Origin of the sequence: Embleya sp. NBC_00896 (assembly GCF_045207785.1) — a bacterium.
In the GTDB taxonomy this organism is placed as follows: domain Bacteria; phylum Actinomycetota; class Actinomycetes; order Streptomycetales; family Streptomycetaceae; genus Embleya.
Genome location: NZ_CP108776.1, coordinates 4,213,001 through 4,234,164 on the forward strand (window position 1 = coordinate 4,213,001; position 21,164 = coordinate 4,234,164).

The following is a 21,164-nucleotide window of genomic DNA, read 5'->3' on the forward strand; positions in this document are numbered from 1 at the left end:
GGCTCACGGGTTCACCGCGGTGAACAGGAATTCCCCGGACGACTCGAGGCCTGCGAGGATCGCCTTCGCGCGGTAGACGGCCTTGTCCGCCGGCGCGGCCTTGCTCTGCCCGCCGTTGGTCGCGCACTGCGCGGCGTTGGAGCGGGTCCAGGACCAGTCGCGGGTGATCGAGACGGCCTGCGCGTCGCCCTGCTGCAACTGCCGCACGTCGGTGGCCGCGCCGGCCGCGCAGTCGGCCGAGATCCACAGCCGCTCGGAGCCGGAGCGCACCTCGATGTAGGCGCGGCTCGGCGCGAGGTCGACGTAGCAGGTCGGCCCGGTCTGATTCGTGACGAGCACCTTGAGCGCGACGTTCTGCGAGGCGTTGTAGGCGGCCTTGCCCGACTCCACCGGCTGGATCTGCACCCGGATCATGCTCGGCGTGCACCAGGTGCCGCCGTTCGGCGCGGCTTTGCCGCCGGGTATATCGGCGGTCGGCGGCGTCGACGGCGGCATCGACGGTGGCGTCGATGGCGGCGTGGTCACCGGCTCGGGCGAGTGGGAGCTCGATCCGCGCGTCGAGGGCCCGTCGTCCGAGAAGAGCGAATACCGGATCAGTGCGGTCACGCCCATCGCGACGAGCGCGGTCGCGGCCACGAACGGGAGCACCCGACGCCGCGTGTGCGGGCGGCGCGGTCGCGGTGCGGGTGCGCCGTCGTCGGACCCGCCCGCGGTGTGCGGTGTCGGCGGGCGGTTCGAGGTCGTGGTGTCGGTACTTGTGGTCCCGGCGCCCGTGGTGTCGGTGCTCGTGACGCCGGCGCTTGTGGTGCCTGTGCTCGTGGTGCCGGCCTTTGTGGTGAACATGGGCTCGGCATCCGGATCGTGCCGCGGCTCCGGTGCCTGCGGAGGTCGGCCCGGCGTCGGCGCGAGCCGGTCGGTCACGAGTTCGGCCAGTGCGGTGAGGGGCGGGCGAACCTCCGGCGGCTTCGCCAGGCACGCCCGGATCAGGTCCGCGAGTTCCGGCGGGATCCCGGTCGGATCCGCCTCGCCGTACAGGATCCGGCCCATCACCGCGATCGGGGTCTCGGCCGGGAACGCGAGCCGGCCGGTCGCCGCGAAGGTCAGCACCGAGCCCATCGCGAACACGTCGCTGGAGTACCCCGCGGTGCCGGTCTCGATCTGCTCGGGCGCCATGTACGCGGGCGTGCCGAAGGTGCCGCCGGTGGAGACGAGCAGCGAACGGCCGGTGTCCCGGGCGATCCCGAAGTCGATCACCTTCGGGCCGTCGTGCTCGGTGATCAGGATGTTGGCCGGCTTGAGATCGCGGTGGATCAGCCCCGCCGCGTGGATGTCCTGGAGCGCCTCGATCAGCCCGGCGGCCAGGCGCAGCACCGCGCGCGGATCGAGCGGCCCGCGCGCGCGCACCACCGCGTCCAGCGAGGGCGCCGGGATGTACACCGTGGCGAACCACGGCTGTGGCGCGTCCGGGTCCGCGTTGACCACGGGCGCGGTGAAGGCGCCGCCGACCTTGCGGGCCATTTCGACCTCGCGCCGGAACCGGGCGCGAAAGCCCGGATCGTCCAGGTGCTCCGCCCGGATCACCTTGATCGCGACCCGGCGTCCCGAGGGTCCGACGCCGAGAAAGACCTCGCCCATCCCGCCCGCGCCGAGCCGTTCGACGACCTCGTACGGCCCGATCCGTGCCACTGGGCGCGCCCCCTTCGCCGGTTGAGGGAAATCGTAGGGAATCGCTTGACGGCGCGGAGTGGGAAGCGCATATTCAACATATGATGAATTATGGCGAGGACGCGATCCGGGCCGAGCGCCTGCGGGTCGTGCGCGGCGGGTGCGTGGTGCTCGACGACGTCTCGTTCGCCGTGCGGCGCGGGAGCGTGACCGGTCTGCTCGGGCCGAGCGGTTGCGGCAAGAGCACGCTCATGCGCGCGATCGTCGGCGTCCAGGCCGGCGTGAGCGGGCGGCTCGACGTGCTGGGGCTGCCCACCGGGCACAAGCGGTTGCGCAGCGCGATCGGCTACGTGACGCAGGCGCCGTCGGTGTACGCGGACCTGACCGTGCGGGAGAACCTGCGCTACTTCGGCGCGATCCTGGGGGTCGAGTCGGCCGAGATCGACCGGGTGCTCCGCGACGTGGACCTGACCGATCGTCAGGACGCCACCGTGTCCCGGCTCTCCGGCGGCCAGCAGGCCCGGGTCTCGCTCGCCGCGGCGCTGCTCGGTTCGCCCGAGCTGCTCATCCTCGACGAGCCCACGGTCGGGCTCGACCCGGTGCTGCGCCGCGATCTGTGGGGGCTGTTCCACCGGCTCGCCGCCGTCGGCGTGACGCTCCTGGTGTCGAGTCACGTCATGGACGAGGCCGAGCGCTGCCAACGACTCCTGCTGCTGCGCGACGGCGTGTTGCTCGCCGACGAGACCCCGGACGCGCTCCTGGCGCGCACCGACACCCACGACGCGGAATCGGCCTTCCTGGCCCTGGTCGACGCCGCGGCGACCCCGACCTCCGCCTCGACCTCGGACTCCGGGAGCGCGTCATGACCGCCACCGCCACCATCACCGCAAGCCCCACCACCGCCACCGCTCGGCGCGTGCTCGGTCAACTGCGGCACGACCCGCGCACGATCGCGCTGATGCTGCTCGTGCCGTGCGTGCTGCTCACGCTGCTGTACTGGCTCTACGACGACAACCCGCGCCAGTTCGACCACATCGGTGGGCCGCTGCTCGGGATCTTCCCGTTCGTGGTGATGTTCCTGGTGACGTCCGTGGCGACGCTGCGCGAGCGCTCGACCGGCACGCTGGAGCGGTTGCTGACCATGCCGATCGGCAAGATGCAGCTGATCGGCGGCTACGCGCTCGCCTTCGGTCTGGTCGCGGTGGTCCAGGCGGTCGTCGCGACCGGGCTCGCGATCGGCCTGCTCGGGCTCGACGTCGCCGGGCCGACCTGGCTGATCCTGTGCGTCGCGGTGCTCGACGCGCTGCTCGGGCTCGCGCTCGGACTGCTGGTGAGCGCGTTCGCCAACACCGAGTTCCAGGCCGTGCAGTTCCTGCCGGCGGTGATCCTGCCGCAGTTCCTGCTGTGCGGTCTGTTCGTGCCGCGCGAGCAGATGCAGCCCGTGCTCGAAGCGGTCTCGAATGTGCTCCCGCTGTCCTACGCGGTCGACGCGATGTTGCGGCTGACCAGCGAGAGCGATGTCTCCGGCCTGCTCGTTCGCGACATCGCGGTGATCGCCGGGTGCGTGCTCGCGGCCCTCGCGTTCGGCGCGCTGACCCTGCGTCGGCGCACGCCTTAGGACACGTGTCCGTACCGTACGGTGGCCATTGGGGGTGCCCGGAGCGCCCCCGATGAACCAACGAACGCGAGAAAGTGTGGGGGCCATGGCTCAGCGGGTCGCCGTCGTCGGCACCGGGAAAATCGGTGAAGCATTGCTGTCGGGGATGATCCGGGCGGGCAAGAGCCCGGACGACATCCTCGTCACGACCCGCCGGGCCGAACGGGCCGAGGACCTGCAGCGCCGCTACGGAGTCGAGGCGGTCACCAACGCCGAGGCGGCCAAGGCCGCGGACATCCTGATCCTGACCGTCAAGCCGCAGGACATGGCCGCCCTGATGGACGAGCTCGCCCCGCACGTGCCCGCCGATCGGCTGATCGTCAGCGGCGCCGCGGGCATCACCACGAAGTTCCTCGAATCGCGCCTGGCCGCAGGCACGCCCGTGGTGCGGGTCATGTCGAACACGCCCGTGCTCGTGGACGAGGGAATGAGCGCGATCTCCGGCGGCGCACACGCGACCGAGGCGCACCTGGCCCGGGTCGAGAAGATCTTCGGGTCGGTGGGCAAGACCATCCGCGTCCCGGAGAAGCAGCAGGACGCGGTCACCGCGCTGTCCGGCTCGGGCCCGGCCTACTTCTACTTCCTCGTCGAGGCGATGACCGACGCCGGCATCCTGCTCGGCCTGCCGCGCGCCGCCGCGCACGACCTGATCGTGCAGGCCGCGATCGGCGCCTCGGTGATGCTGCGCGACTCGGGGGAGCACCCCACGCTCCTTCGCGAGGCCGTCACGTCCCCGGCGGGAACCACGATCGCGGCGATCCGCGAGCTGGAGAACCACGGCGTGCGCGCCGCGCTGCTCGCCGCGCTCGAAGCCGCGAGCAACCGGTCGCAGGAGATCGCCGAGGGCCTCAAGTGAAGCCCGACCTGGTCCTCTTCGACAACGACGGCGTCCTGGTCGACAGCGAGCCGATCGCCAACCGGGCACTGGCGGCCCTGCTCACCGAGCTCGGCGTGCCCACGACCTACGAGGACTCGCTGCGCGACTACCTCGGCGGCACGATGGCGCGCGTGCACGCGATAGTGCGCGAGCGGGACGGCGTCACGCTGCCCGACGACTTCGACCACGTCTACCACGAGCGGGTGTTCGCGGGCTTCCGGGCCGAACTCGAAGCCGTGGTCGGGGTGGCCGAGGTGCTGGACGCGCTCGACCTCGCGGGTGTCCCGTACTGCCTCGCCTCGTCGGGCACGCACGAGCGGATCCGGCTGGCGCTGAACCGCACCGACCTGATCGGGCGCTTCCCCGAGCCGCTGATCTTCAGCAGCCAGGACGTCGCGCAGGGCAAGCCCGCGCCCGACCTGTTCCTGCACGCCGCCGCCACCATGGGCGTCGACCCCGCGCGCTGCGTGGTCGTCGAGGACAGCCCGTTGGGGGTGCGGGCCGCGCGGGCGGCGGGCATGACCGTGTACGGGTATGCCGCGATGACCCCGCCGGAGCGGCTCGCGGACGCCGACTCGCTGTTCAAGGACATGGTCGACCTACCGGAACTGTTGGGCATTCGTCCCTGAACGCGGGCGTTTGCTCGACCCGGTAGCCGGCGGTTGGTCAAAAGATCTTCTCGGCCCCTGTCCGTCGAAGTGACCCGTCGGTAGCGTGCACGCCCATGCAGGTGACCGAACCGGCGGCCGGGCCGTCCAAGGACCAGACGCTGCGCCGCGCGCGGTTCAGTCTGCTCGTGTGCTTTCTGGTCCAGGGCGCGTCCTTCGCGCTGCTCGTCACCCGGATCCCGGCGATCCAGCGGCGCTACGACATGGGCGACGGCACGCTGACCGCGGTCCTGTCCGTGGTGCCGATCGTCGCGGGCGTCGGCAGCGTGATCGCCGGTTCGCTGGCCAAGCGCTACGGCAGCCACACCGTTCTGCGGGTGTCGCAGCCGGTCGTCTGCGCGATCCTGCTCGGGGTCGGCGCGGGCGATCGGCTGTGGCAACTGGCCATCGTGCTCTTCGTGTTCGGGCTGTCCCTGGGCGCGGTCGACGCGACGATGAACATGCAGGGCGTCGCGATCCAGGCCCGCGAGGGCCGCAGCATCATGCTCGGCTTCCACGCCTCCTACAGCCTCGGCGGCCTGGCCGGCGCGGGCGTCGCCGGGCTGTGCGCGTGGGGCGACGTCGCGCTCGTGTGGATGTACGCGGGCGCCGTGGTCCTCACGGTGCCGATCGTGCTCGGGGTCGGCGCGGGCTATCTGCGCGCCGACGCGGCGCCGGTCGCCGCCGACCCGGACAAGGCGGGGCGGGGGCTCCCGTGGGGTCCGCTGCTCCCGCTGTGCGCGGTGATGACGTTCGCCTACATCGGCGACTCGACCGTGGCCAACTGGTCCGCGGTCTACCTGGAGAAGGTGCTCGACAGCTCCGAGGCGTTCGCGACCGTCCCCTACATCGCGTACATGATCACCACCCTCGTCGGCCGCGGCGTCGGCGACCTGGGCGTGCGTCGCTGGGGCATGGTCAACGTGGTCCGCGGCGGCGCGGTGGTGGCGGCAGCGGGCTTCGCCGTCGTGCTCGCCGCACCGCACGCCGCGGTGGGCCTGCTCGGCTTCGTGATCCTGGGCGTGGGGCTGTGCGTGCTCGTCCCGCAGACGTTCGTCGCGGGCGGCCGGCAGTCGCCGGACGACGCGGACGAGGTGGTCGCCCGGCTGAACATCTTCAACTACGCCGGCTTCCTGATCGGGACCCCGCTGGTGGGCGGGATCGCCGACCTCGCGTCGTTTCGCGTCGCGATGCTCGTGCCGTTGGTCCTGGTGCTCGCCGTGGTGCCGCTGGCCCGCGCCTTCGCCCCGCACGGTGAACCCGCTCACGACCGATGATCGAGAGCCATCCCGGGCGGTAGCGTGACCGCATGAGTCGAGCGGTGCACGTGATGTGGGACGACCGGATGACCGGTTACGACTTCGGATCGTGGCACCCGATGAAGCCCGTCCGGCTGCGGCTGACCATCGACCTCATCCGTGCCTTCGGTCTGCACACCCTGCCCGAACTGCGCGTCCGCGCCGCCGGGATCGCCACCGACGAGCAACTGGGCATGGTGCACACCGACGCGTTCATCGCGGCCGTGCGGCGCGCCTCCGCCGACCCGAAGCACGCCGACCAGGCATACGGCATAGGCACCGAGGACACCCCGGCGTTCGCGCACATGCACGAGGTGTCCGCGCTGATCGCGGGCGCCTCGATCGCCGCGGCCGACGCGGTGTGGCTGGGTCCCGACCACCCCGACGGCGCCGAGCACGCGGTCAACTTCGCCGGCGGCCTGCACCACGCGATGCCGGCCGCCGCCGCCGGGTTCTGCGTGTACAACGACCCCGCGCTCGCGATCGCACGCCTGCTCGACCTCGGCGCCGAGCGGGTCGCCTACGTGGACATCGACGTGCACCACGGCGACGGCGTGCAGCAGGCGTTCTGGAACGACCCGCGCGTGCTCACGATCAGCCTGCACGAGAGCCCGCGCTTCCTCTTCCCCGGCACCGGCTTCCCCGACGAGATCGGCGGGCCGGACGCCGAGGGCCTCGCGGTCAACGTCGCGCTGCCGCCGGGGATCGCCGACGCGGCCTGGCTGCGCGCGTTCGACGCCGTGGTCCCGCCGCTGCTCGCGGCGTTCCGGCCGGACGTACTGGTCACCCAGCACGGCGCGGACACCCACGTGGAGGACCCGCTCGCGCACCTCGCACTGACCGTGGACGCGCAGCGCGCCGCGCACGCCGCGCTGCACGCGCTCGCGCACGAACACGCCGGCGGGCGCTGGATCGCCACCGGCGGCGGCGGCTACTCGGCGATCGACGTGGTTCCGCGCTCGTGGACCCACCTGGTGGCCGAGGCGGCCGGGCACCCGATCGAACCCACCAGTGACGTGCCGCTCGACTGGCGCGAAGAGGTCCGAATCCTGACCCGTGAGGCGGGGCCGCAGCGGATGACCGACGGCGGGACCGGCGATTTTCGGCCGTTCTCGACGGGCTACGACCCGGGGGACCGGACCGACCAGGCGATTCTGGCCACGCGCAGAGCGGTCTTCCCCGCCCACGGCCTCGACCCGATGTTCGACCTGTGACCACGACCCGAGACCCAAGGAGCTATGCGTGACCGTTGCGGTTCCCACCCCCGCGGAGCTTCGCTCCCACCTCGTGCGCGGCCGGATCGCCGGCGACGTGGCGACGTCCCGGGAGAACAACCTCCGGCACTACCGACTGATGAGCGAGCGCCATCCCGGCCACCTGTTCGGCCTCGAGCCGGACGGCCGGTGGACCGCCGACGACGTGCTCGCGCTGATGGTGCGCCGTTGCGGAGTCGTGGCCGATCCGGCCCACCGCAGCGGCCAGGACACGATCGACCCGGATCTGACCATCGCCGCCCTGGACGCCTACGCCGACCGGGTCGGGCTCGCCGCCAAGCGCCGCGAGCGGGTGATCGTGGCCACGGGCCACCCGGACGGCCTACAGGACTGGTACCGCACACTGGCGCGCGTGCTGCGCGAGGCCGGGTGTACGCTCCTGCGCCCCGCGACCGGCTGGACGTATCGCACCCCCACCGCCGAGGGCGGGCACTCCCGCACGGTCCGCTACAAGGGCGACGTCGCGATGGTCGTCGACGACGCGGGGGACTTCCGGCACACGCACTCCGCGCGCGGCATCCGCGCGATGCTGACCGAACTGGCGGCCGAGCGCGAGCCGCTGCCGGACCTGGTGATCGGCGACCACGGGTGGGCCGGCGGCGCCGGTCAGGCGGGTGTGGCGGCGATCGGCTTCGCGGACTGCAACGACCCCGCGCTGTTCGTGGCGGCCGAGGAGGGCCGGGTCGAGGTGGTCGTTCCGCTGGACGACAACGTCGCGCCCCACCTGTACAAACCGCTCATGGCCTACGTCCTCGATCGGTCCGGACTGTCCGGAATCGATCCGTAAAACAATCTGATGGGCGATTCAGGTGGGATAACTACTCCTCTTCCCCACTGGTACCACACGCCACTACTCTGGAGTCACGCACGTGCGTGTGGCAGTCGCCGGAGGGGAAGCCGGCGCCCGACGCGTGCTGAATGGTTCGGTGCGTCATGGCTTCTGGAGAGAGGCCTCTCAACGAGGTCAACTTCTTGACTGTGGCCGAGGTGGCCGCGGTGATGCGGGTGTCCAAGATGACGGTGTATCGCCTGGTCCACAGTGGCGAGATGCCTGCCATCAGGGTTGGTCGGTCGTTCCGAGTTCCGGAGCAGGCCGTCCACGACTACCTGCGAGACTCCTACGTGGAAACAGCGTAGGGGGGCATTACGGACCGCCTCGTTTAGAGGTGGGCCGGGGCGGCGAGTAGGCTGGCCCCCAGTTGTGCGGGCTGATCCGGCTCCGTGCGGTAAGAACGTGACGTAAGCGAGGGTTGTCGGTGGGCTCTGTCATCAAGAAGCGTCGCAAGCGCATGGCGAAGAAGAAGCACCGCAAGCTTCTCAAGAAGACGCGCGTGCAGCGTCGCAACAAGAAGTAGGCATCCCACCGGCGTATGCCGCTGAAGCCTTGGGCGACCGCCCGTCACTCTCCCTCCGGGGGTGCGACGGGCGGTCGTCGTGCGTTGTGGGCCGATGTCGAGGCGTGCGCGGGAGCGCGTTGGAGCGAAACCGGTGTGAACGCCTCGTAAACGCGCTCCCGCCGGGTAGTCGGTACGGATACGTTTGATCTCGTCGCCTCGCGTGTGCGTTCCGTAACCGCTTGACTGCGCGACGATCCGACCTGGCGGGGGAGGCACAGCATGGGACGTGTCGTGATGGTCACCGGTGTCGCCGGTGATCCGGGGGCCGATTTCGTACGGATGATCCGCGACGAACCCGGGGTGGACCGGGTGATCGGGGTCGACATGGTCGAGCCCGCGGTGGATCCCGGCGGCGTCGAGTTCGTCCTCGCCGACATCCGCAACCCGATGATCGCCAAGGTGGTCGCGTCGGCCGCGGTGGACACCGTCGTGCACCTGAGCCCGAGCGAACTGCCGCCGATCCACGGCGGGCCGGTCTCGGTCAAGGAAACCAACGTCATCGGCACGATGCAGCTGCTCGCGGCGTGTCAGAAGGCGCCGTCGATCCGCCGCCTCGTGGTGCGCTCGACCACCGCCGTCTACGGCGGCTCGGCGCGCGACCCCGCGCTGTTCGGGGAGGACACCGAGCCGCGCGTCCAGCCGTCGTCCGGCTGGGCCAAGGACGCCGTCGAGATAGAGGGCTACGTGCGCGGCTTCGCTCGGCGGCGGCCGGATGTCGCGGTCACGGTGCTGCGGTTCGCGCCGCTGCTCGGGCCGCGGACCGATTCGCCGATGGGCGCCTACTTCGCGCTCCCGGTGCTGCCGACCGTGCTCGGCTACGACCCGCGGCTCCAGTTCGTGCACGAGGACGATCTGCTGGAGGCGCTGCGGATCGCCGTCGGCGCGGACCGGCCCGGGACGTACAACATCGCCGCCGAGGGCGTGTTGTTCCTGTCGCAGGCCGCGCGCCGGCTCGGCCGACCGGTGGTGCCCTTCCCCTCGGCCGCGGTCGGCCTGGTGAACCAGGGTTTGCGGCGGGTGGGTTCGGTGCATCTGTCCGCCGAGCAGGTTCGGCTGCTCACCCACGGGCGCGTGGTGGACCCCGCGCGCGCTCGCGAGAAGCTCGGCTTCGTCGCGGCCAGGACCACGGCCGAGACGTTCGCCGACTATGCCCGGGGTCGTCATTCGGCCGGCCTGTTCGACCCGGGGCGCCTCGCGCAGGTGCCCGATCGACTCGCGACGCTGCTGCTCACCAGGAGGAGCCCCGATGGGTGACGCCCGGATCATTCCCTTCGACGGCGCCGCAGCCGGGGCGCGCACCCCGGCGCCGCGCTCCGGGCGGCGGTCCCCACGGCCCACACGGGCCGTCAGGGTGCCCGAACCGGTCGAGGGTGAGGTGCGGGTCCGGTCGATCGACGGGCGGCCCGCACACGAGCGCGAGGGATCCCCGGGTCCCGGGCCGCGCCGCGCGCCGGGTTCCGGGCGCTCGCTGCTGGGTTCGCTGGCGGGCGCGGTCGGCGGGGTCGTGGGCGGCGCCGCCGCCGGGCTGCTCGACGGCGTGGCCGGGCCGGGCTGGGAGGAAAAGGCCGCCGACGGGCTCGCGTTCGTGCGGCGGCGGATCACCGGCGAGTACGAGGTGGACGAGTTCGGCTTCGACCCCGAGCTCAACGACCGGCTGATGGCCGCGCTGCGGGTGGTGTACGAGAAGTACTTCCGGGTCGAGGTCAGCGGGTTGGAGCACATCCCGGCCAAGGGCGGCGCGCTGATCGTCGCGAACCACTCCGGCACGCTGCCGGTGGACGCGCTGATGACGCAGGTGGCCGTGCACGACCACCACCCCGATCAGCGGAACCTGCGGCTGCTCGCCGCCGACCTGGTCTTCCAACTGCCGCTGGTGGGCTCGGTGGCGCGCAAGAGCGGGCACACCCTGGCGTGCCACGCGGACGCCGAGCGACTGCTCGCCAAGGGGGAGTTGGTCGGTGTGTGGCCCGAGGGCTACAAGGGCCTCGGCAAGCCGTTCAGCGAGCGGTACAAGCTCCAGCGCTTCGGGCGCGGCGGGTTCGTGTCGGCGGCGCTGCGGACCCAGGTGCCGATCGTGCCGTGCTCGATCGTGGGGGCCGAGGAGATCTTCCCGATGGTCGGCAACGCGCGCACGCTCGCGCGGCTGTTGAACCTGCCCTACTTCCCGGTCACGCCGACGTTCCCGCTGCTGGGCCCGCTCGGCCTGGTACCGCTGCCGACCCGGTGGAAGATCGAGTTCGGCGCGCCGATCCGCACCGACGCGTACACGGAGGAGGCGGCGGACGACCCGATGGTCGTCTTCAACCTCACCGACGAGGTCCGCGAGAGCATCCAGCACACGATCTACCGACTGCTGATGCAGCGCCGGTCGGTGTTCTTCTAGGTCTTCCGGGAGTGGTGGGGGCGGGTCGCCCGCCCCACCACCGACGCGAGAGCGGCTCGTGGACACCCGTCCACGAGCCGCTCTCGCGTTGCCCCGCCGGTTGGGCGGGCCCGGTCGGATCAGCTGTCCGGGGTGTCCTCCGGGGCGCCGCCGAGCAGGTTGAGCCCGATGCCCGGCAGGCCGGGCAGCAGTGGCGGGAGGAGCTGCCCCTGCGATGTCTTCGCCGACGGCGCGGGGGTGCCGCCGGATCGGGCCTGGGGGCTCTCCGGCGGTGATCCGCCGAGCAGCGGGATGTTCAGCCCCGGCAGCAGTCCGTCGTCCTGCTGCGGTTGCTCTTGCCGGGGGGTGGAACCGCCCGGCGCGGTCGAGCCGTTCGGTGCCGCGGGGCCGTTCGCCGTCGGGCCGCCCAGGCCGGGGACCCGCGGGACGAGTGGCAGCAGCGGCGGCCGGCCCGGGGCCGTGCCCGGGTCGGTGCCGGGCGCGGCCGGGGTTCGACCGGTCTGCCCGCCCTCGGCGGGCGCGGGCGCGGTCCGACCGGGGGTGCCCGCGATCGGGGCGACCTGCTCGTCGATCGCGGTCAGCAGGGTGCGGACCCGATCGCGCTCGGTCGACAGCTCCGGGGGGAGTCGATCGCCGATCCGGGCCATCCGCTCGTTGCCGGAGCGGGCGAAGTCGGCCAGATTGCGCATCGGGTCGTCGCTGCCGCTCTTGCGGAAGTGGTCGGTGAGCAGCGTGCGGCCCTTGCCGGCCTCCTCGCGCCAGTCGTCGAGCACCTGCCGAAGGTGGCGCACGGTGGCCTTGTCGGCGGGTGATCCGCCGGACCGCTTGAGTAGCCGTTCGGCCTCGCCCATTCGGGTCTCGGCCTGCTGGAGATACCGCTCGCCGCGCTCGTGGTCGTTGTCCGCGAGCGAGATCTTGAAGTCTTCGACCGTGCGCTTGACGCCGTAGGTCAGGTCGCCGGGCAGCGCATCGGAACTGGCGTACGCCACGCCGCCGAGACCACTGCCGGTGACGACCACGAATGTGCCGGCGATCGCCACGCGTCGACGCCAGCGCACGGTGCGCGGCGGGGCCGCGTGGTCCTTGCGGCGATGCGCGCCGCGCGGCGCGGGCACGGTGGCCGCACCCTCGGTCGCGGGCAGGGCCGCGGCCTCGTCCAACAGTCGTTGTCGTAGCGCGGCTCGAAAGTCCGTGCTCGGCACGGGGGCCGACTGGGACCGATCACGCAGCAGCTCGGCGGTCCGCAGCAGCGGGACCAGCGCGGGCAGGGGTTCTGCCGATCGGTTGTTGCGGTCGTTCTCGTCGAGGGCTCGCGCGAAGGCGTTCGCGGGTCGCCGATCCAGGGCCGCAATGCTCACAGGCCGCACCTCCTCTCCCCGGATGTCCGTCCAGGGAAGTCTCCGGGTCGGGGGCCACAGGGCGGCTCCCCGCCGCAGCGATCCCCGTGGGGGGCCGCTATCGAGGAGAACGAGCCGGAGGCCCCGAAGGTTACGGAAGTGTGATTCACCGCACGTCCTCGGGCAGGAGTCGGGCGAGTGTCCGTACGGCGCGGTACTGCAACGTCTTGATCGCCCCCTCGTTCTTACCCATGATCTGTGCGGTCTCGGCGACCGAGAGTCCCTGGAGGAAACGCAGGGTAACGCACTCCTGCTGCTGGGGGTTGAGCTTGTGCACGGCGTCGAGCAGGGCCGCGTTGGACAGCGATTCCAGCACGCAGTCCTCGGGGCTGGACTCGACCTCGTTCGCGTCGAGCATCTCCCCGGTGGTGACCTCCAGGCGGAACCGGCTGGACTTGAAGTGGTCCGCGACGAGGTTGCGCGCGATGGTCACGAGCCAGGCGCCGAAGTCGCGGCCCTGCCACGTGAACGTGCCGATCCGGCGCAGTGCGCGCAGGAAGGTCTCGCTGGTGAGGTCCTCGGCGACGGCGCGTCCGCCGACCCGGTAGTAGATGTACCGGTAGACGGTGTCGAAGTAGTTGTCGTACAGCTGGGCGAACGCGTCGCCGTCGCCGTCCTGGGCGAGTTCGACGAGGGCCATGATGCGGCGGGCCTCGCCGTCCGGTCCCGGGCCCCGGGTGTAGCCGGATCCTCGGGTGGGACGGGTCGGTTCGGTGGTGCCGGCGCGCGTCGCGAGGGCGAAGCCCACGGGTTGGGCCGGGGTCGCGTAACAAACCCCGGCGCCGTACCCGGCGGCCATGGCGAAGCCGGCGGACAGACTGGGGGCAAAGCTCGCGCACACCGCCGCACGCAGTGTCGCCAGCCCGGACACGTCAACCCGGACGATTCGGTGCACGGGACTCCCTGTTGCTTCAGCGGTAATTACGTTCGGTGCGGAATCGATCACCCATAGTAGGGAACTTGGATACCGCTGTGCGCCGATCGAGAATAACGCTTAGTAAAGGAAGGGATACCAAGTGTGCCCATCGGCGTTGTGAAGCTACCGGGATGCACCGCTGTTGTGTGCTCTTTGCGTGTTTGTCGGATTGCCGCGTGTCACCTGTGCTATATACGGACAACTTGCCGTCGGTCGGGCGTCCCGGGCATGCCGAACGGACCCCTCGTCGCAGGTCGCGGGGGTTGTGGACGGCCGGGGCGGCCGATCAGATCCGGTGCGGCACGCGGCGTCGAACGGCGGTGCCGGCGACGAGCGCGCCCGCGACCGCGCCGACTCCGGCGGCGGCCGGCAGACCGATCCGGGCCGCCTTGCGGCCGGTGCGGTAGTCCTTGACGCGCCATCCGTGTTCCCGGGCGTGGCGGCGCAGCCGGGTGTCCGGATTGACCGCGCACGGGTCGCCGACCAGGCTCAGCATCGGGATGTCGTTGGCCGAGTCGCTGTAGGCCGAACAGTCGGTCAGGTCCAGGCCCTCGCGGATCGCGAGCGCGCGGACGGCCTCCGCCTTGGCCTCGCCGTGCAGCAGTTCGCCGACGAGGCGACCGGTGTACACGCCCGCCCGGGTCTCGGACACCGTGCCGAGTGCGCCGGTGAGCCCGAGCCGGCCGGCGATCGTGGTGGCGATCTCGACCGGCGCGGCGGTCACCAGCCAGACCTGACGGCCGGCGTCCAGGTGCATCTGGGCGAGCCCGCGGGTGCCGGGCCAGATCTTGTCCGACATGCACTCGTCGAAGATCTCCTCGCCGATCAGCCGGATCTCCTCGACCGTGTGGCCCCTCGCGAACGACAGCGCGGTCTCCTGCGCGTCGCCCACGTGGCCCATGTGTTCGCCGCCGAGCCGGAACCGGGCCTGCTGCCAGCCGAACCTGGCGATGTCGCGCTTGGTGAAGAACCGGCGCGCGTACAGGCCGCGGGCCAGGTGGAAGATCGACGCGCCGCGCATCACGGTGTTGTCCAGGTCGAAGAACGCGGCGCCGATCGTCGCGGGCAGGCCGTCGTCGCCGGGGGCGCGTGGCGGGGCGCTCGCGTGTGCTGCCGCGGCCGCTGCCTCACCGGCTCGCACGGCGCTGTCGGTGGTGTTCTTGGTCGTCGATCGCCGGCGCAAGAGAACCATGTGCCGAGCGTAGTAGGCGCGCATTGCGTGTGTGTGGCGGTTGTCTTGCCGTCCGGCGCCGCCCCGATGAAGCGCGAACCGGGGCGCGCTCCGGCGGCCGGTGCGGCGTGCGGGGCCGGCCGAGTCGGGGAGCGCCCTTCTGGCCGGCCCCTCGTCGGGTGACAATCGAGGACGTGAATCTCTTCCGCCGCCGCCCCGACGCCGCGACCCGCACCGTGACGCTGTTGAGCAAGCCCGGGTGTCACCTGTGCGACGACGCCCGCGTCGTCATCGAACGGGTGACCGGAGAACTGGGTGTGACCTGGGAAGAGGTCGACATCACCACTGATGCCGACCTGCAGCACAAGTATTGGGAACAGATCCCGGTGACGTTCGTGGACGGCAGGCAGCACGACTTCTGGCGGGTGGACGAGAAGCGGCTGCGACGCGCACTGGGGGGCTGAGCCGAGTGCGGTCGGCCCCTGTTCGGCCTCGCTCGGAGAGGGGGCCGACGGAGGGAAGAATCACCGACACGTACGGTAGGGGGGTGTGTGCGGAGAGCGGGCGCGACTACGAATGGCCCACATCGACGTCACCTCGTGTGACCGAGTTCACGCCCGTGTTCGGAACCAAGGCGTGACGAGCATCACGACAGGCGCGCAAATCGGACACCTACTTTGTGCGTACGTTCACAAAAGCCTAACCTGGCAATCGAAATCCCAGGTCCCACCCACAGGAGCAGCGTGGCTACAGGGCGTACCGAGCGACCGGCGCAGCGGGGACGTGGCATCCCCGAGGCGACGGTAGCGCGGCTTCCGCTGTACCTCCGGGCGCTCAGTGCGCTGTCGGAGCGAGGTGTTCCCACGGTCTCGTCCGAGGAACTCGCCGCTGCCGCCGGGGTGAATTCGGCGAAGCTGCGCAAGGACCTGTCGTATCTCGGCTCCTACGGCACCCGTGGTGTCGGTTACGACGTCGAGTATCTCGTGTACCAAATCTCGCGTGAACTCGGGCTCACCCAGGACTGGCCGGTCGCCATCATCGGTATAGGAAACCTGGGGCACGCCCTCGCCAACTACGGCGGGTTCGCGTCGCGTGGCTTCCGGGTCGCGGCCCTGCTGGACGCCGATCGGGCGGTCACCGGTCAGCGGATCGCGGGCATGGCGGTGCGGCACATGGACGACCTCGAGCAGATCGTGCGCGAGGACCACGTGTCGATCGGCGTCATCACGACGCCGGCGCCGGCCGCGCAGGAAGTGTGCGACCGGCTGGTCGCCGCGGGTATCACGAGCATTCTGAACTTCGCGCCGACCGTCCTCTCCGTTCCCGAGGGCGTCGACGTGCGCAAGGTGGATCTGTCGATCGAACTGCAGATCCTGGCCTTCCACGAACAGCGCAAGTCCGGTCTCGATCCCGTCGCGGGACCGGTCCCGGCGCGACCCTCGAAGCCCGGGGAACGCGGCGACCTCCCCGAGGTGATGCCCGCGTGACCGGCTGTAGTGCGGGTGTCGCGCCTGCGAACACGGCGAACAACGGTAGGAAGACACCATGAGTGTCCTGGCGGTCGGTCTCAGCCACCGCACGGCCGAGGTCAGCCTGCTGGAGCGCGTCTCGGTCACCGGGACGGCCCAGGAGGCGCTGCTGCGCGACCTGATCGAGGCCGAGCCGGTCGGTGAGGCCGTGTTGCTCTCGACCTGCAACCGGGTCGAGGTCTACGCGGACGTGGACCGGTTCCACGGCGGCGTGACCGAGCTGGGCAACCTGCTGTCGCGCCACACCGGCGTGCCGGTCGCCGAGCTGACTCCGTACATGTACGTGCACTACGAGGACCGCGCGGTCCAGCACCTGTTCTCGGTCGCGTGCGGACTCGACTCGATGGTGGTCGGCGAGGGTCAGATCCTCGCCCAGATAAAGGGCGCACTGGCGCTCGCGCAGAGCCAGGGCACCGCCGGGCGGGTCCTGAACGAACTGACCCAGCAGGCCCTGCGGGTCGGCAAGCGGGCACACACCGAGACCGGTATCGACCGGGCCGGGCGGTCGCTGATGACCGTCGGCCTCGCCCAGGCCGAGCTGTCGATGGACGCGATCGAGGGCTGCCGCGCGCTCGTGGTGGGCGCGGGTTCGATGAGCGCGCTCGCCGCGACCACGCTGAGCCGCGAGGGCGTCGGGCACATCGTCGTCGCGAACCGCACCTACGAGCGGGCCGAACGCCTCGCCGAGTCGGTGAGCGGCCGGGCCGTGCCGATGTCCGCGCTGCCGGACGCGCTCGCCGCCGCCGACCTGGTGGTCTCCTGCACCGGCGCGGCCGGTCTGGTGATCGGCCGGGACGAGATCGAGGCCGTGCTGGCCTCGCGCCGTGAGCGCGGTGTCGAGCAACCGCTCGTGCTGATGGACCTCGCGCTGCCGCGCGACATCGACTCGGCCGTGCGCGAGCTCGACGGCGTCGTGCTGATCGACCTGGAACTGCTGGCCGAGGTCTCCGCCGACTCCGCCGGCGCGGCCGACGTGAACCTCGTGCGCAAGATCGTGTGCGAGGAAGTGGCCGCCTTCGCGACCGCGCAGCAGGCCCAGCAGGTGGCGCCGACCGTGGTCGCGCTGCGCAGCATGGGCTCCGACGTCGTGCGGGCCGAACTCGACCGGCTCACCGGCCGGGTCCCGGAGATGGACGAACGCGTGCGCGCCGAGGTCGAGCAGACCGTGCGCCGCGTCGTGGACAAGCTCCTGCACGCACCGACCGTGCGGGTGAAGCAGCTCGCCGGGGAGCCCGGTGGCTCGTCGTACGCCGACGCGCTGCGGATGCTCTTCGATCTCGACCCCGGCACCCCAGAAGTGGTCCGCCGGGCCGACACTCCCGATTCCGTGGAAGGTGCGGTGTGACCGAAGCACCGTTGCGACTGGGCACCAGGCGAAGCAAGCTTGCGATGGCCCAGTCGGGTCATGTCGCGGAAGCCGTCACGAAGCTGACCGGCCGCCGGGTCGAGCTCGTGGAGATCACCACGCAGGGCGACACCTCGCGCGAACGGCTCACGCAGATAGGCGGCACGGGCGTCTTCGTCAACGCGCTGCGGGACGCGCTGCTCGCGGGCGAGGTCGACTTCGTCGTGCACTCGCTCAAGGACCTGCCCACCGGCGAGCCCGAGGGCATCACGCTCGCGGCGATCCCGCCCCGGCACGACCCGCGCGACGCGCTGGTGGCCCGGGACGGCCTCGCGCTCGCCGAGCTGCCCGCCGGGTCCCGGATCGGCACCGGGTCGCCGCGCCGCGCCGCGCAGCTGCTGCTGCTCGGGCTCGGGCACGAGATCGTGCCGATCCGCGGCAACGTCGACACCCGGATCGGCTTCGTGACGTCCGGCGAACTCGACGCGGTCGTCCTGGCCAAGGCCGGCCTCGGCCGCCTGGGCCGTGCGGAGGAGGTCACCGAGACCTTCGATCCGCTCCACATGCTGCCTGCCCCCGGTCAAGGGGCATTGGCCGTCGAGTGCGTGGCACACGATGCCGCCCTCGTCGAACTGCTCACCGGTTTGGACGACTCGGATACCCGAGCCGCCGTGCTGGCCGAGCGCACGCTGCTCGCCGTGTTGGAAGCCGGATGTTCGGCTCCGGTCGGCGCCCTCTGTGAGGTCGCCGAAGGCGAGCAGGTCACCGAGCTGTACCTGCGGGCCGTAGTCGCGAATGTCGACGGCACCGACAGCGTACGGTTGTCCGCCACCGGAACCCTCGACGAGGCGCAGAAGATCGGTCGCGAACTCGCCGCCGAACTGCTCGCCCGAGGGGCCTCCGGTTTGATGGGGGAGCGCGTCCCTTGAGCCCCAGAGCGAAGAAGAAGCCCAGCGGCATCGTGACCTTTGTGGGTGCCGGTCCCGGCGACCCGCGACTGCTCACGCTGCGGGCCATCGAGGTGCTGGCCGAGGCCGATGTGGTGGTCGCCGACGAGGCGACGCTGCGCCAGGTCCTGTTCCACTGCAAGAGCGGCGTCGAGGTCCTCGACCCGGTGACCGGTGACGACGGGGAACTCCTGTCGGCCGTTGCCCGGGCCAAGGTCGTCGTGGCCGCCGCGCGGGCCGGCAAGCAGGTCGTCCGGGCCGTGGCGGGTGACCCGTGCGTGGACCAGTCGGTCACGGACGAGGTCACGGCGGTCGCGAAGGCGAAGATCGTCTTCGAGGTCGTCCCGGGTGTGCCGGTCAGCACGGCTGTTCCGACGTACGCGGGCATCCCGCTGCACCCGGCCAAGGGCAGCGGTGGCGTGCGCGTCCTCGACATGGCCGAGGCCTCGATCGACTGGGCCACGGTCGGCTCCGTCGACGGCACGCTCGTGCTGCGCGGTGCGCTCGACTCGATCGCCGAGATCGCGCAGGAACTGGTCGCGGGTGGTCGCAAGCCGGCCACGCCGGTGGCGGTCACCATCAACGGCACCACCACCGAGCAGCGCACCCTGGTGAGCACGCTCGCGCAGGTGGCCTCCGACGTGCGGTCCGCGAAGATCACGCTGCCGGCCGTCGTGGTCGTCGGCGAGGTCGTCGCGCAGCGCGACACCTTGTCGTGGTTCGAGACCAAGCCCCTGTTCGGTTGGAAGGTGCTCGTCCCGCGGACCAAGGAGCAGGCGGTCACGCTGTCCGAGCAGCTTCGCTCGTACGGCGCGGTCCCGCACGAGGTGCCGACCATCGCGGTCGAGCCCCCGCGCACGCCGCAGCAGATGGAGCGCGCGATCAAGGGCCTGGTCACCGGCCGCTACGAGTGGATCGCGTTCACGTCGGTCAACGCCGTGCGCGCGGTGCGCGAGCGGTTCGAGGACTACGGCCTGGACGCGCGCGCGTTCGCGGGCATCAAGGTCGCGGCCGTCGGCGAGGCGACCGCGCGGGCGCTCGTCGAGTTCGGCGTGAAGCCGGACCTGGTGCCGTCGGGCGAGCAGTCCGCGGCCGGGCTGCTGGAGGACTGGCCGCCGTACGACCCGGTCTTCGACCCGATCGACCGGGTGTTCCTGCCGCGTGCCGACATCGCCACCGAGACCCTGGTGGCCGGTCTGGTCGAGCTCGGCTGGGAGGTCGACGACGTCACCGCGTACCGCACGGTGCGCGCGGCGCCGCCGCCCGCCGACACCCGCGAGGCGATCAAGGGCGGCGGTTTCGACGCGGTCTTGTTCACGTCGTCCTCGACGGTGCGTAACCTGGTCGGCATCGCGGGTAAGCCGCATGCCGTGACGGTCATCGCGTGTATCGGCTCGGCCACGGCGAAGACCGCCGAGGAGCACGGGCTGCGCGTGGACGTCATGGCGCCCGAGCCGTCGGTGTCCGCTCTGGCCGAGGCCCTCGCGGAGTTCGGCACGGCGCGACGCGCGGCGATGATCGAGGCGGGCGACCCGGTCACGCGTCCGAGTGAGCGGCGCCCCGGTTCCCGGAGGAAGGCGAAGTAGTTCTCATGTCGTACCAGGCTGACGCATCGTCAGGGTTTCCCACGCACCGCCCGAGGCGGTTGCGCACGTCCCCGGCGGTGCGCCGCCTGGTCGCGGAGACCCGGCTGCATCCCGCCGAGCTGATCCTTCCGGTGTTCGTCCGGGAGGGCGCGACCGAACCGGTGCCGATCTCGTCGATGCCGGGAGTCGTGCAACACACCCGCGACTCGTTGCGCAAGGCCGCGCACGAGGCGGTCGCGGCGGGGGTCGGCGGCATCATGCTGTTCGGCATCCCGACGGTCAAGGACGCGGTCGGCTCCGCCGGCTTCGACCCCGAGGGCGTGCTCCAGGTCGCGATCCGCGACGTGGTGGCCGAGGTGGGCTCCGACGCGGTCGTGATGTCCGACCTGTGCCTGGACGAGTTCACCGACCACGGGCACTGCGGCGTGTTGGCCGCGGACGGCTCGGTCGACAACGACGCGACGCTGGACGCCTACGCGCGGATGGCCGTCGTACAGGCCGACGCGGGCGTGCACATGGTCGGCCCCAGCGGGATGATGGACGGTCAGGTCGGGGTGATCCGGCGGGCGTTGGACGGTGCCGGGTATCAGGACGTGTCGATCCTGGCGTACAGCGCGAAGTACGCGTCGGGCTTCTACGGTCCGTTCCGCGAGGCGGTCGAGTCCACGCTCAAGGGCGACCGGATGACCTACCAGCAGGACCCGGCGAACGCCGAGGAGTCCGTGCGCGAGGTGCTGTTGGACCTCGCCGAGGGCGCGGACATGGTGATGGTCAAGCCCGCGATGTCGTACCTGGACATCATCCGGCGGATCGCCGACGAGGTGCACGTGCCGGTGGCGGCGTACCAGGTCAGCGGCGAGTACGCGATGGTCGAGGCGGCGGCGGCGAACGGGTGGATCGACCGGGATCGGGTGGTCATGGAGACGCTGACCTCGATCAAGCGCGCGGGCGCGTCGTCGATCCTGACGTATTGGGCGACGGAGGCGGCGCGGCGGTTGCGGTGACGGGCGGCCCGCGGGGGACGCTCACTCGATGGGGTGAGCGGGCGTTGAAGTGGGCTCGTAGCGTGCGGATG

The 21,164-nt window shown here is 71.4% G+C and carries 21 protein-coding genes; 17 read left to right on the plus strand and 4 right to left on the minus strand.

Annotated elements, in window-relative coordinates:
- Nucleotides 1-3: 3 nt before the first annotated feature.
- Nucleotides 4-1,686 (minus strand): serine/threonine-protein kinase, encoded by a 1,683-nt coding sequence (locus OG928_RS19235; RefSeq protein ID WP_406285334.1) that lies wholly within the window; start codon nucleotides 1,684-1,686, stop codon nucleotides 4-6.
- 80 nt (nucleotides 1,687-1,766) lie between these two features.
- Here OG928_RS19235 and OG928_RS19240 point away from each other — a divergent pair, with 80 nt between their 5' ends.
- The 11 genes from OG928_RS19240 to OG928_RS19290 all read left to right on the plus strand — a co-directional run bounded on the left by OG928_RS19240 (nucleotide 1,767) and on the right by OG928_RS19290 (nucleotide 11,198).
- The gene (locus OG928_RS19240; RefSeq protein WP_406285337.1) at nucleotides 1,767-2,531 is read left to right on the plus strand and encodes an ABC transporter ATP-binding protein; all 765 of its coding nucleotides are present in this window, start codon (nucleotides 1,767-1,769) and stop codon (nucleotides 2,529-2,531) included.
- A complete protein-coding gene (locus OG928_RS19245) occupies nucleotides 2,528-3,283 on the plus strand; it encodes an ABC transporter permease (protein ID WP_406285339.1) in 756 nt (251 codons plus the stop codon). The genes OG928_RS19240 and OG928_RS19245 overlap by 4 nt, the downstream gene beginning before the upstream one ends.
- 85 nt (nucleotides 3,284-3,368) lie before the next feature.
- The gene (gene proC, locus OG928_RS19250) at nucleotides 3,369-4,178 is read left to right on the plus strand and encodes a pyrroline-5-carboxylate reductase (protein WP_406285341.1); all 810 of its coding nucleotides are present in this window, start codon (nucleotides 3,369-3,371) and stop codon (nucleotides 4,176-4,178) included.
- Entirely contained in the window at nucleotides 4,175-4,828 is a 654-nt protein-coding gene (locus OG928_RS19255) for an HAD family hydrolase (protein WP_406285343.1), read from the plus strand. Before proC ends, OG928_RS19255 begins: the two co-directional genes overlap by 4 nt.
- Nucleotides 4,829-4,923: 95 nt before the next feature.
- Nucleotides 4,924-6,123, plus strand: a complete 1,200-nt coding sequence (locus OG928_RS19260) for an MFS transporter (RefSeq protein ID WP_406285346.1) — start codon at nucleotides 4,924-4,926, stop codon at nucleotides 6,121-6,123.
- Between the two features lie 32 nt (nucleotides 6,124-6,155).
- Nucleotides 6,156-7,358 carry an acetoin utilization protein AcuC gene (locus OG928_RS19265; protein ID WP_406285348.1) on the plus strand — a complete coding sequence of 401 codons (1,203 nt, stop codon included), beginning with the start codon at nucleotides 6,156-6,158 and terminating at the stop codon, nucleotides 7,356-7,358.
- A gap of 28 nt (nucleotides 7,359-7,386) precedes the next feature.
- Nucleotides 7,387-8,205, plus strand: coding sequence for a phosphatase (locus OG928_RS19270; RefSeq protein WP_406285350.1), 819 nt, complete (start codon nucleotides 7,387-7,389; stop codon nucleotides 8,203-8,205).
- Between the two features lie 146 nt (nucleotides 8,206-8,351).
- Nucleotides 8,352-8,555: a helix-turn-helix domain-containing protein gene (locus OG928_RS19275; RefSeq protein WP_020549639.1), complete on the plus strand. Its 204-nt coding sequence runs from the start codon at nucleotides 8,352-8,354 to the stop codon at nucleotides 8,553-8,555.
- A gap of 119 nt (nucleotides 8,556-8,674) precedes the next feature.
- Nucleotides 8,675-8,773, plus strand: coding sequence for a 30S ribosomal protein bS22 (locus OG928_RS19280; RefSeq protein WP_012854759.1), 99 nt, complete (start codon nucleotides 8,675-8,677; stop codon nucleotides 8,771-8,773).
- A 261-nt stretch (nucleotides 8,774-9,034) separates the two neighbouring features.
- Nucleotides 9,035-10,069, plus strand: a complete 1,035-nt coding sequence (locus tag OG928_RS19285) for an NAD-dependent epimerase/dehydratase family protein (protein ID WP_406285356.1) — start codon at nucleotides 9,035-9,037, stop codon at nucleotides 10,067-10,069.
- Entirely contained in the window at nucleotides 10,062-11,198 is a 1,137-nt protein-coding gene (locus tag OG928_RS19290; protein WP_406285359.1) for a lysophospholipid acyltransferase family protein, read from the plus strand. The genes OG928_RS19285 and OG928_RS19290 overlap by 8 nt, the downstream gene beginning before the upstream one ends.
- A gap of 119 nt (nucleotides 11,199-11,317) precedes the next feature.
- On the opposite strand, the gene OG928_RS19295 is transcribed toward OG928_RS19290, so the two are convergent.
- The 3 genes from OG928_RS19295 to OG928_RS19305 all read right to left on the minus strand — a co-directional run bounded on the left by OG928_RS19295 (nucleotide 11,318) and on the right by OG928_RS19305 (nucleotide 14,703).
- Nucleotides 11,318-12,556: a DUF5667 domain-containing protein gene (locus tag OG928_RS19295; RefSeq protein ID WP_406285361.1), complete on the minus strand. Its 1,239-nt coding sequence runs from the start codon at nucleotides 12,554-12,556 to the stop codon at nucleotides 11,318-11,320.
- A gap of 145 nt (nucleotides 12,557-12,701) precedes the next feature.
- Entirely contained in the window at nucleotides 12,702-13,490 is a 789-nt protein-coding gene (locus OG928_RS19300; RefSeq protein ID WP_406285364.1) for an ECF subfamily RNA polymerase sigma factor, BldN family, read from the minus strand.
- A gap of 307 nt (nucleotides 13,491-13,797) precedes the next feature.
- Nucleotides 13,798-14,703, minus strand: a complete 906-nt coding sequence (locus OG928_RS19305; protein ID WP_406285367.1) for an HAD family hydrolase — start codon at nucleotides 14,701-14,703, stop codon at nucleotides 13,798-13,800.
- 173 nt (nucleotides 14,704-14,876) lie between these two features.
- Here OG928_RS19305 and OG928_RS19310 point away from each other — a divergent pair, with 173 nt between their 5' ends.
- The 6 genes from OG928_RS19310 to hemB all read left to right on the plus strand — a co-directional run bounded on the left by OG928_RS19310 (nucleotide 14,877) and on the right by hemB (nucleotide 21,093).
- The gene (locus OG928_RS19310) at nucleotides 14,877-15,146 is read left to right on the plus strand and encodes a glutaredoxin family protein (protein WP_406285370.1); all 270 of its coding nucleotides are present in this window, start codon (nucleotides 14,877-14,879) and stop codon (nucleotides 15,144-15,146) included.
- Nucleotides 15,147-15,425: 279 nt separating this feature from the next.
- Nucleotides 15,426-16,169 (plus strand): redox-sensing transcriptional repressor Rex, encoded by a 744-nt coding sequence (locus OG928_RS19315; protein WP_355534206.1) that lies wholly within the window; start codon nucleotides 15,426-15,428, stop codon nucleotides 16,167-16,169.
- 58 nt (nucleotides 16,170-16,227) lie between these two features.
- Nucleotides 16,228-17,556, plus strand: coding sequence for a glutamyl-tRNA reductase (locus OG928_RS19320; RefSeq protein WP_406285372.1), 1,329 nt, complete (start codon nucleotides 16,228-16,230; stop codon nucleotides 17,554-17,556).
- The gene (gene hemC, locus OG928_RS19325; RefSeq protein WP_406285375.1) at nucleotides 17,553-18,485 is read left to right on the plus strand and encodes a hydroxymethylbilane synthase; all 933 of its coding nucleotides are present in this window, start codon (nucleotides 17,553-17,555) and stop codon (nucleotides 18,483-18,485) included. The genes OG928_RS19320 and hemC overlap by 4 nt, the downstream gene beginning before the upstream one ends.
- Nucleotides 18,482-20,089, plus strand: coding sequence for a uroporphyrinogen-III synthase (locus tag OG928_RS19330; RefSeq protein WP_406285378.1), 1,608 nt, complete (start codon nucleotides 18,482-18,484; stop codon nucleotides 20,087-20,089). Before hemC ends, OG928_RS19330 begins: the two co-directional genes overlap by 4 nt.
- Nucleotides 20,090-20,094: 5 nt before the next feature.
- On the plus strand, nucleotides 20,095-21,093 hold the full coding sequence (hemB, locus tag OG928_RS19335; protein ID WP_406285380.1) for a porphobilinogen synthase: 999 nt from the start codon (nucleotides 20,095-20,097) through the stop codon (nucleotides 21,091-21,093).
- The last annotated feature ends 71 nt before the right edge of the window (nucleotides 21,094-21,164 follow it).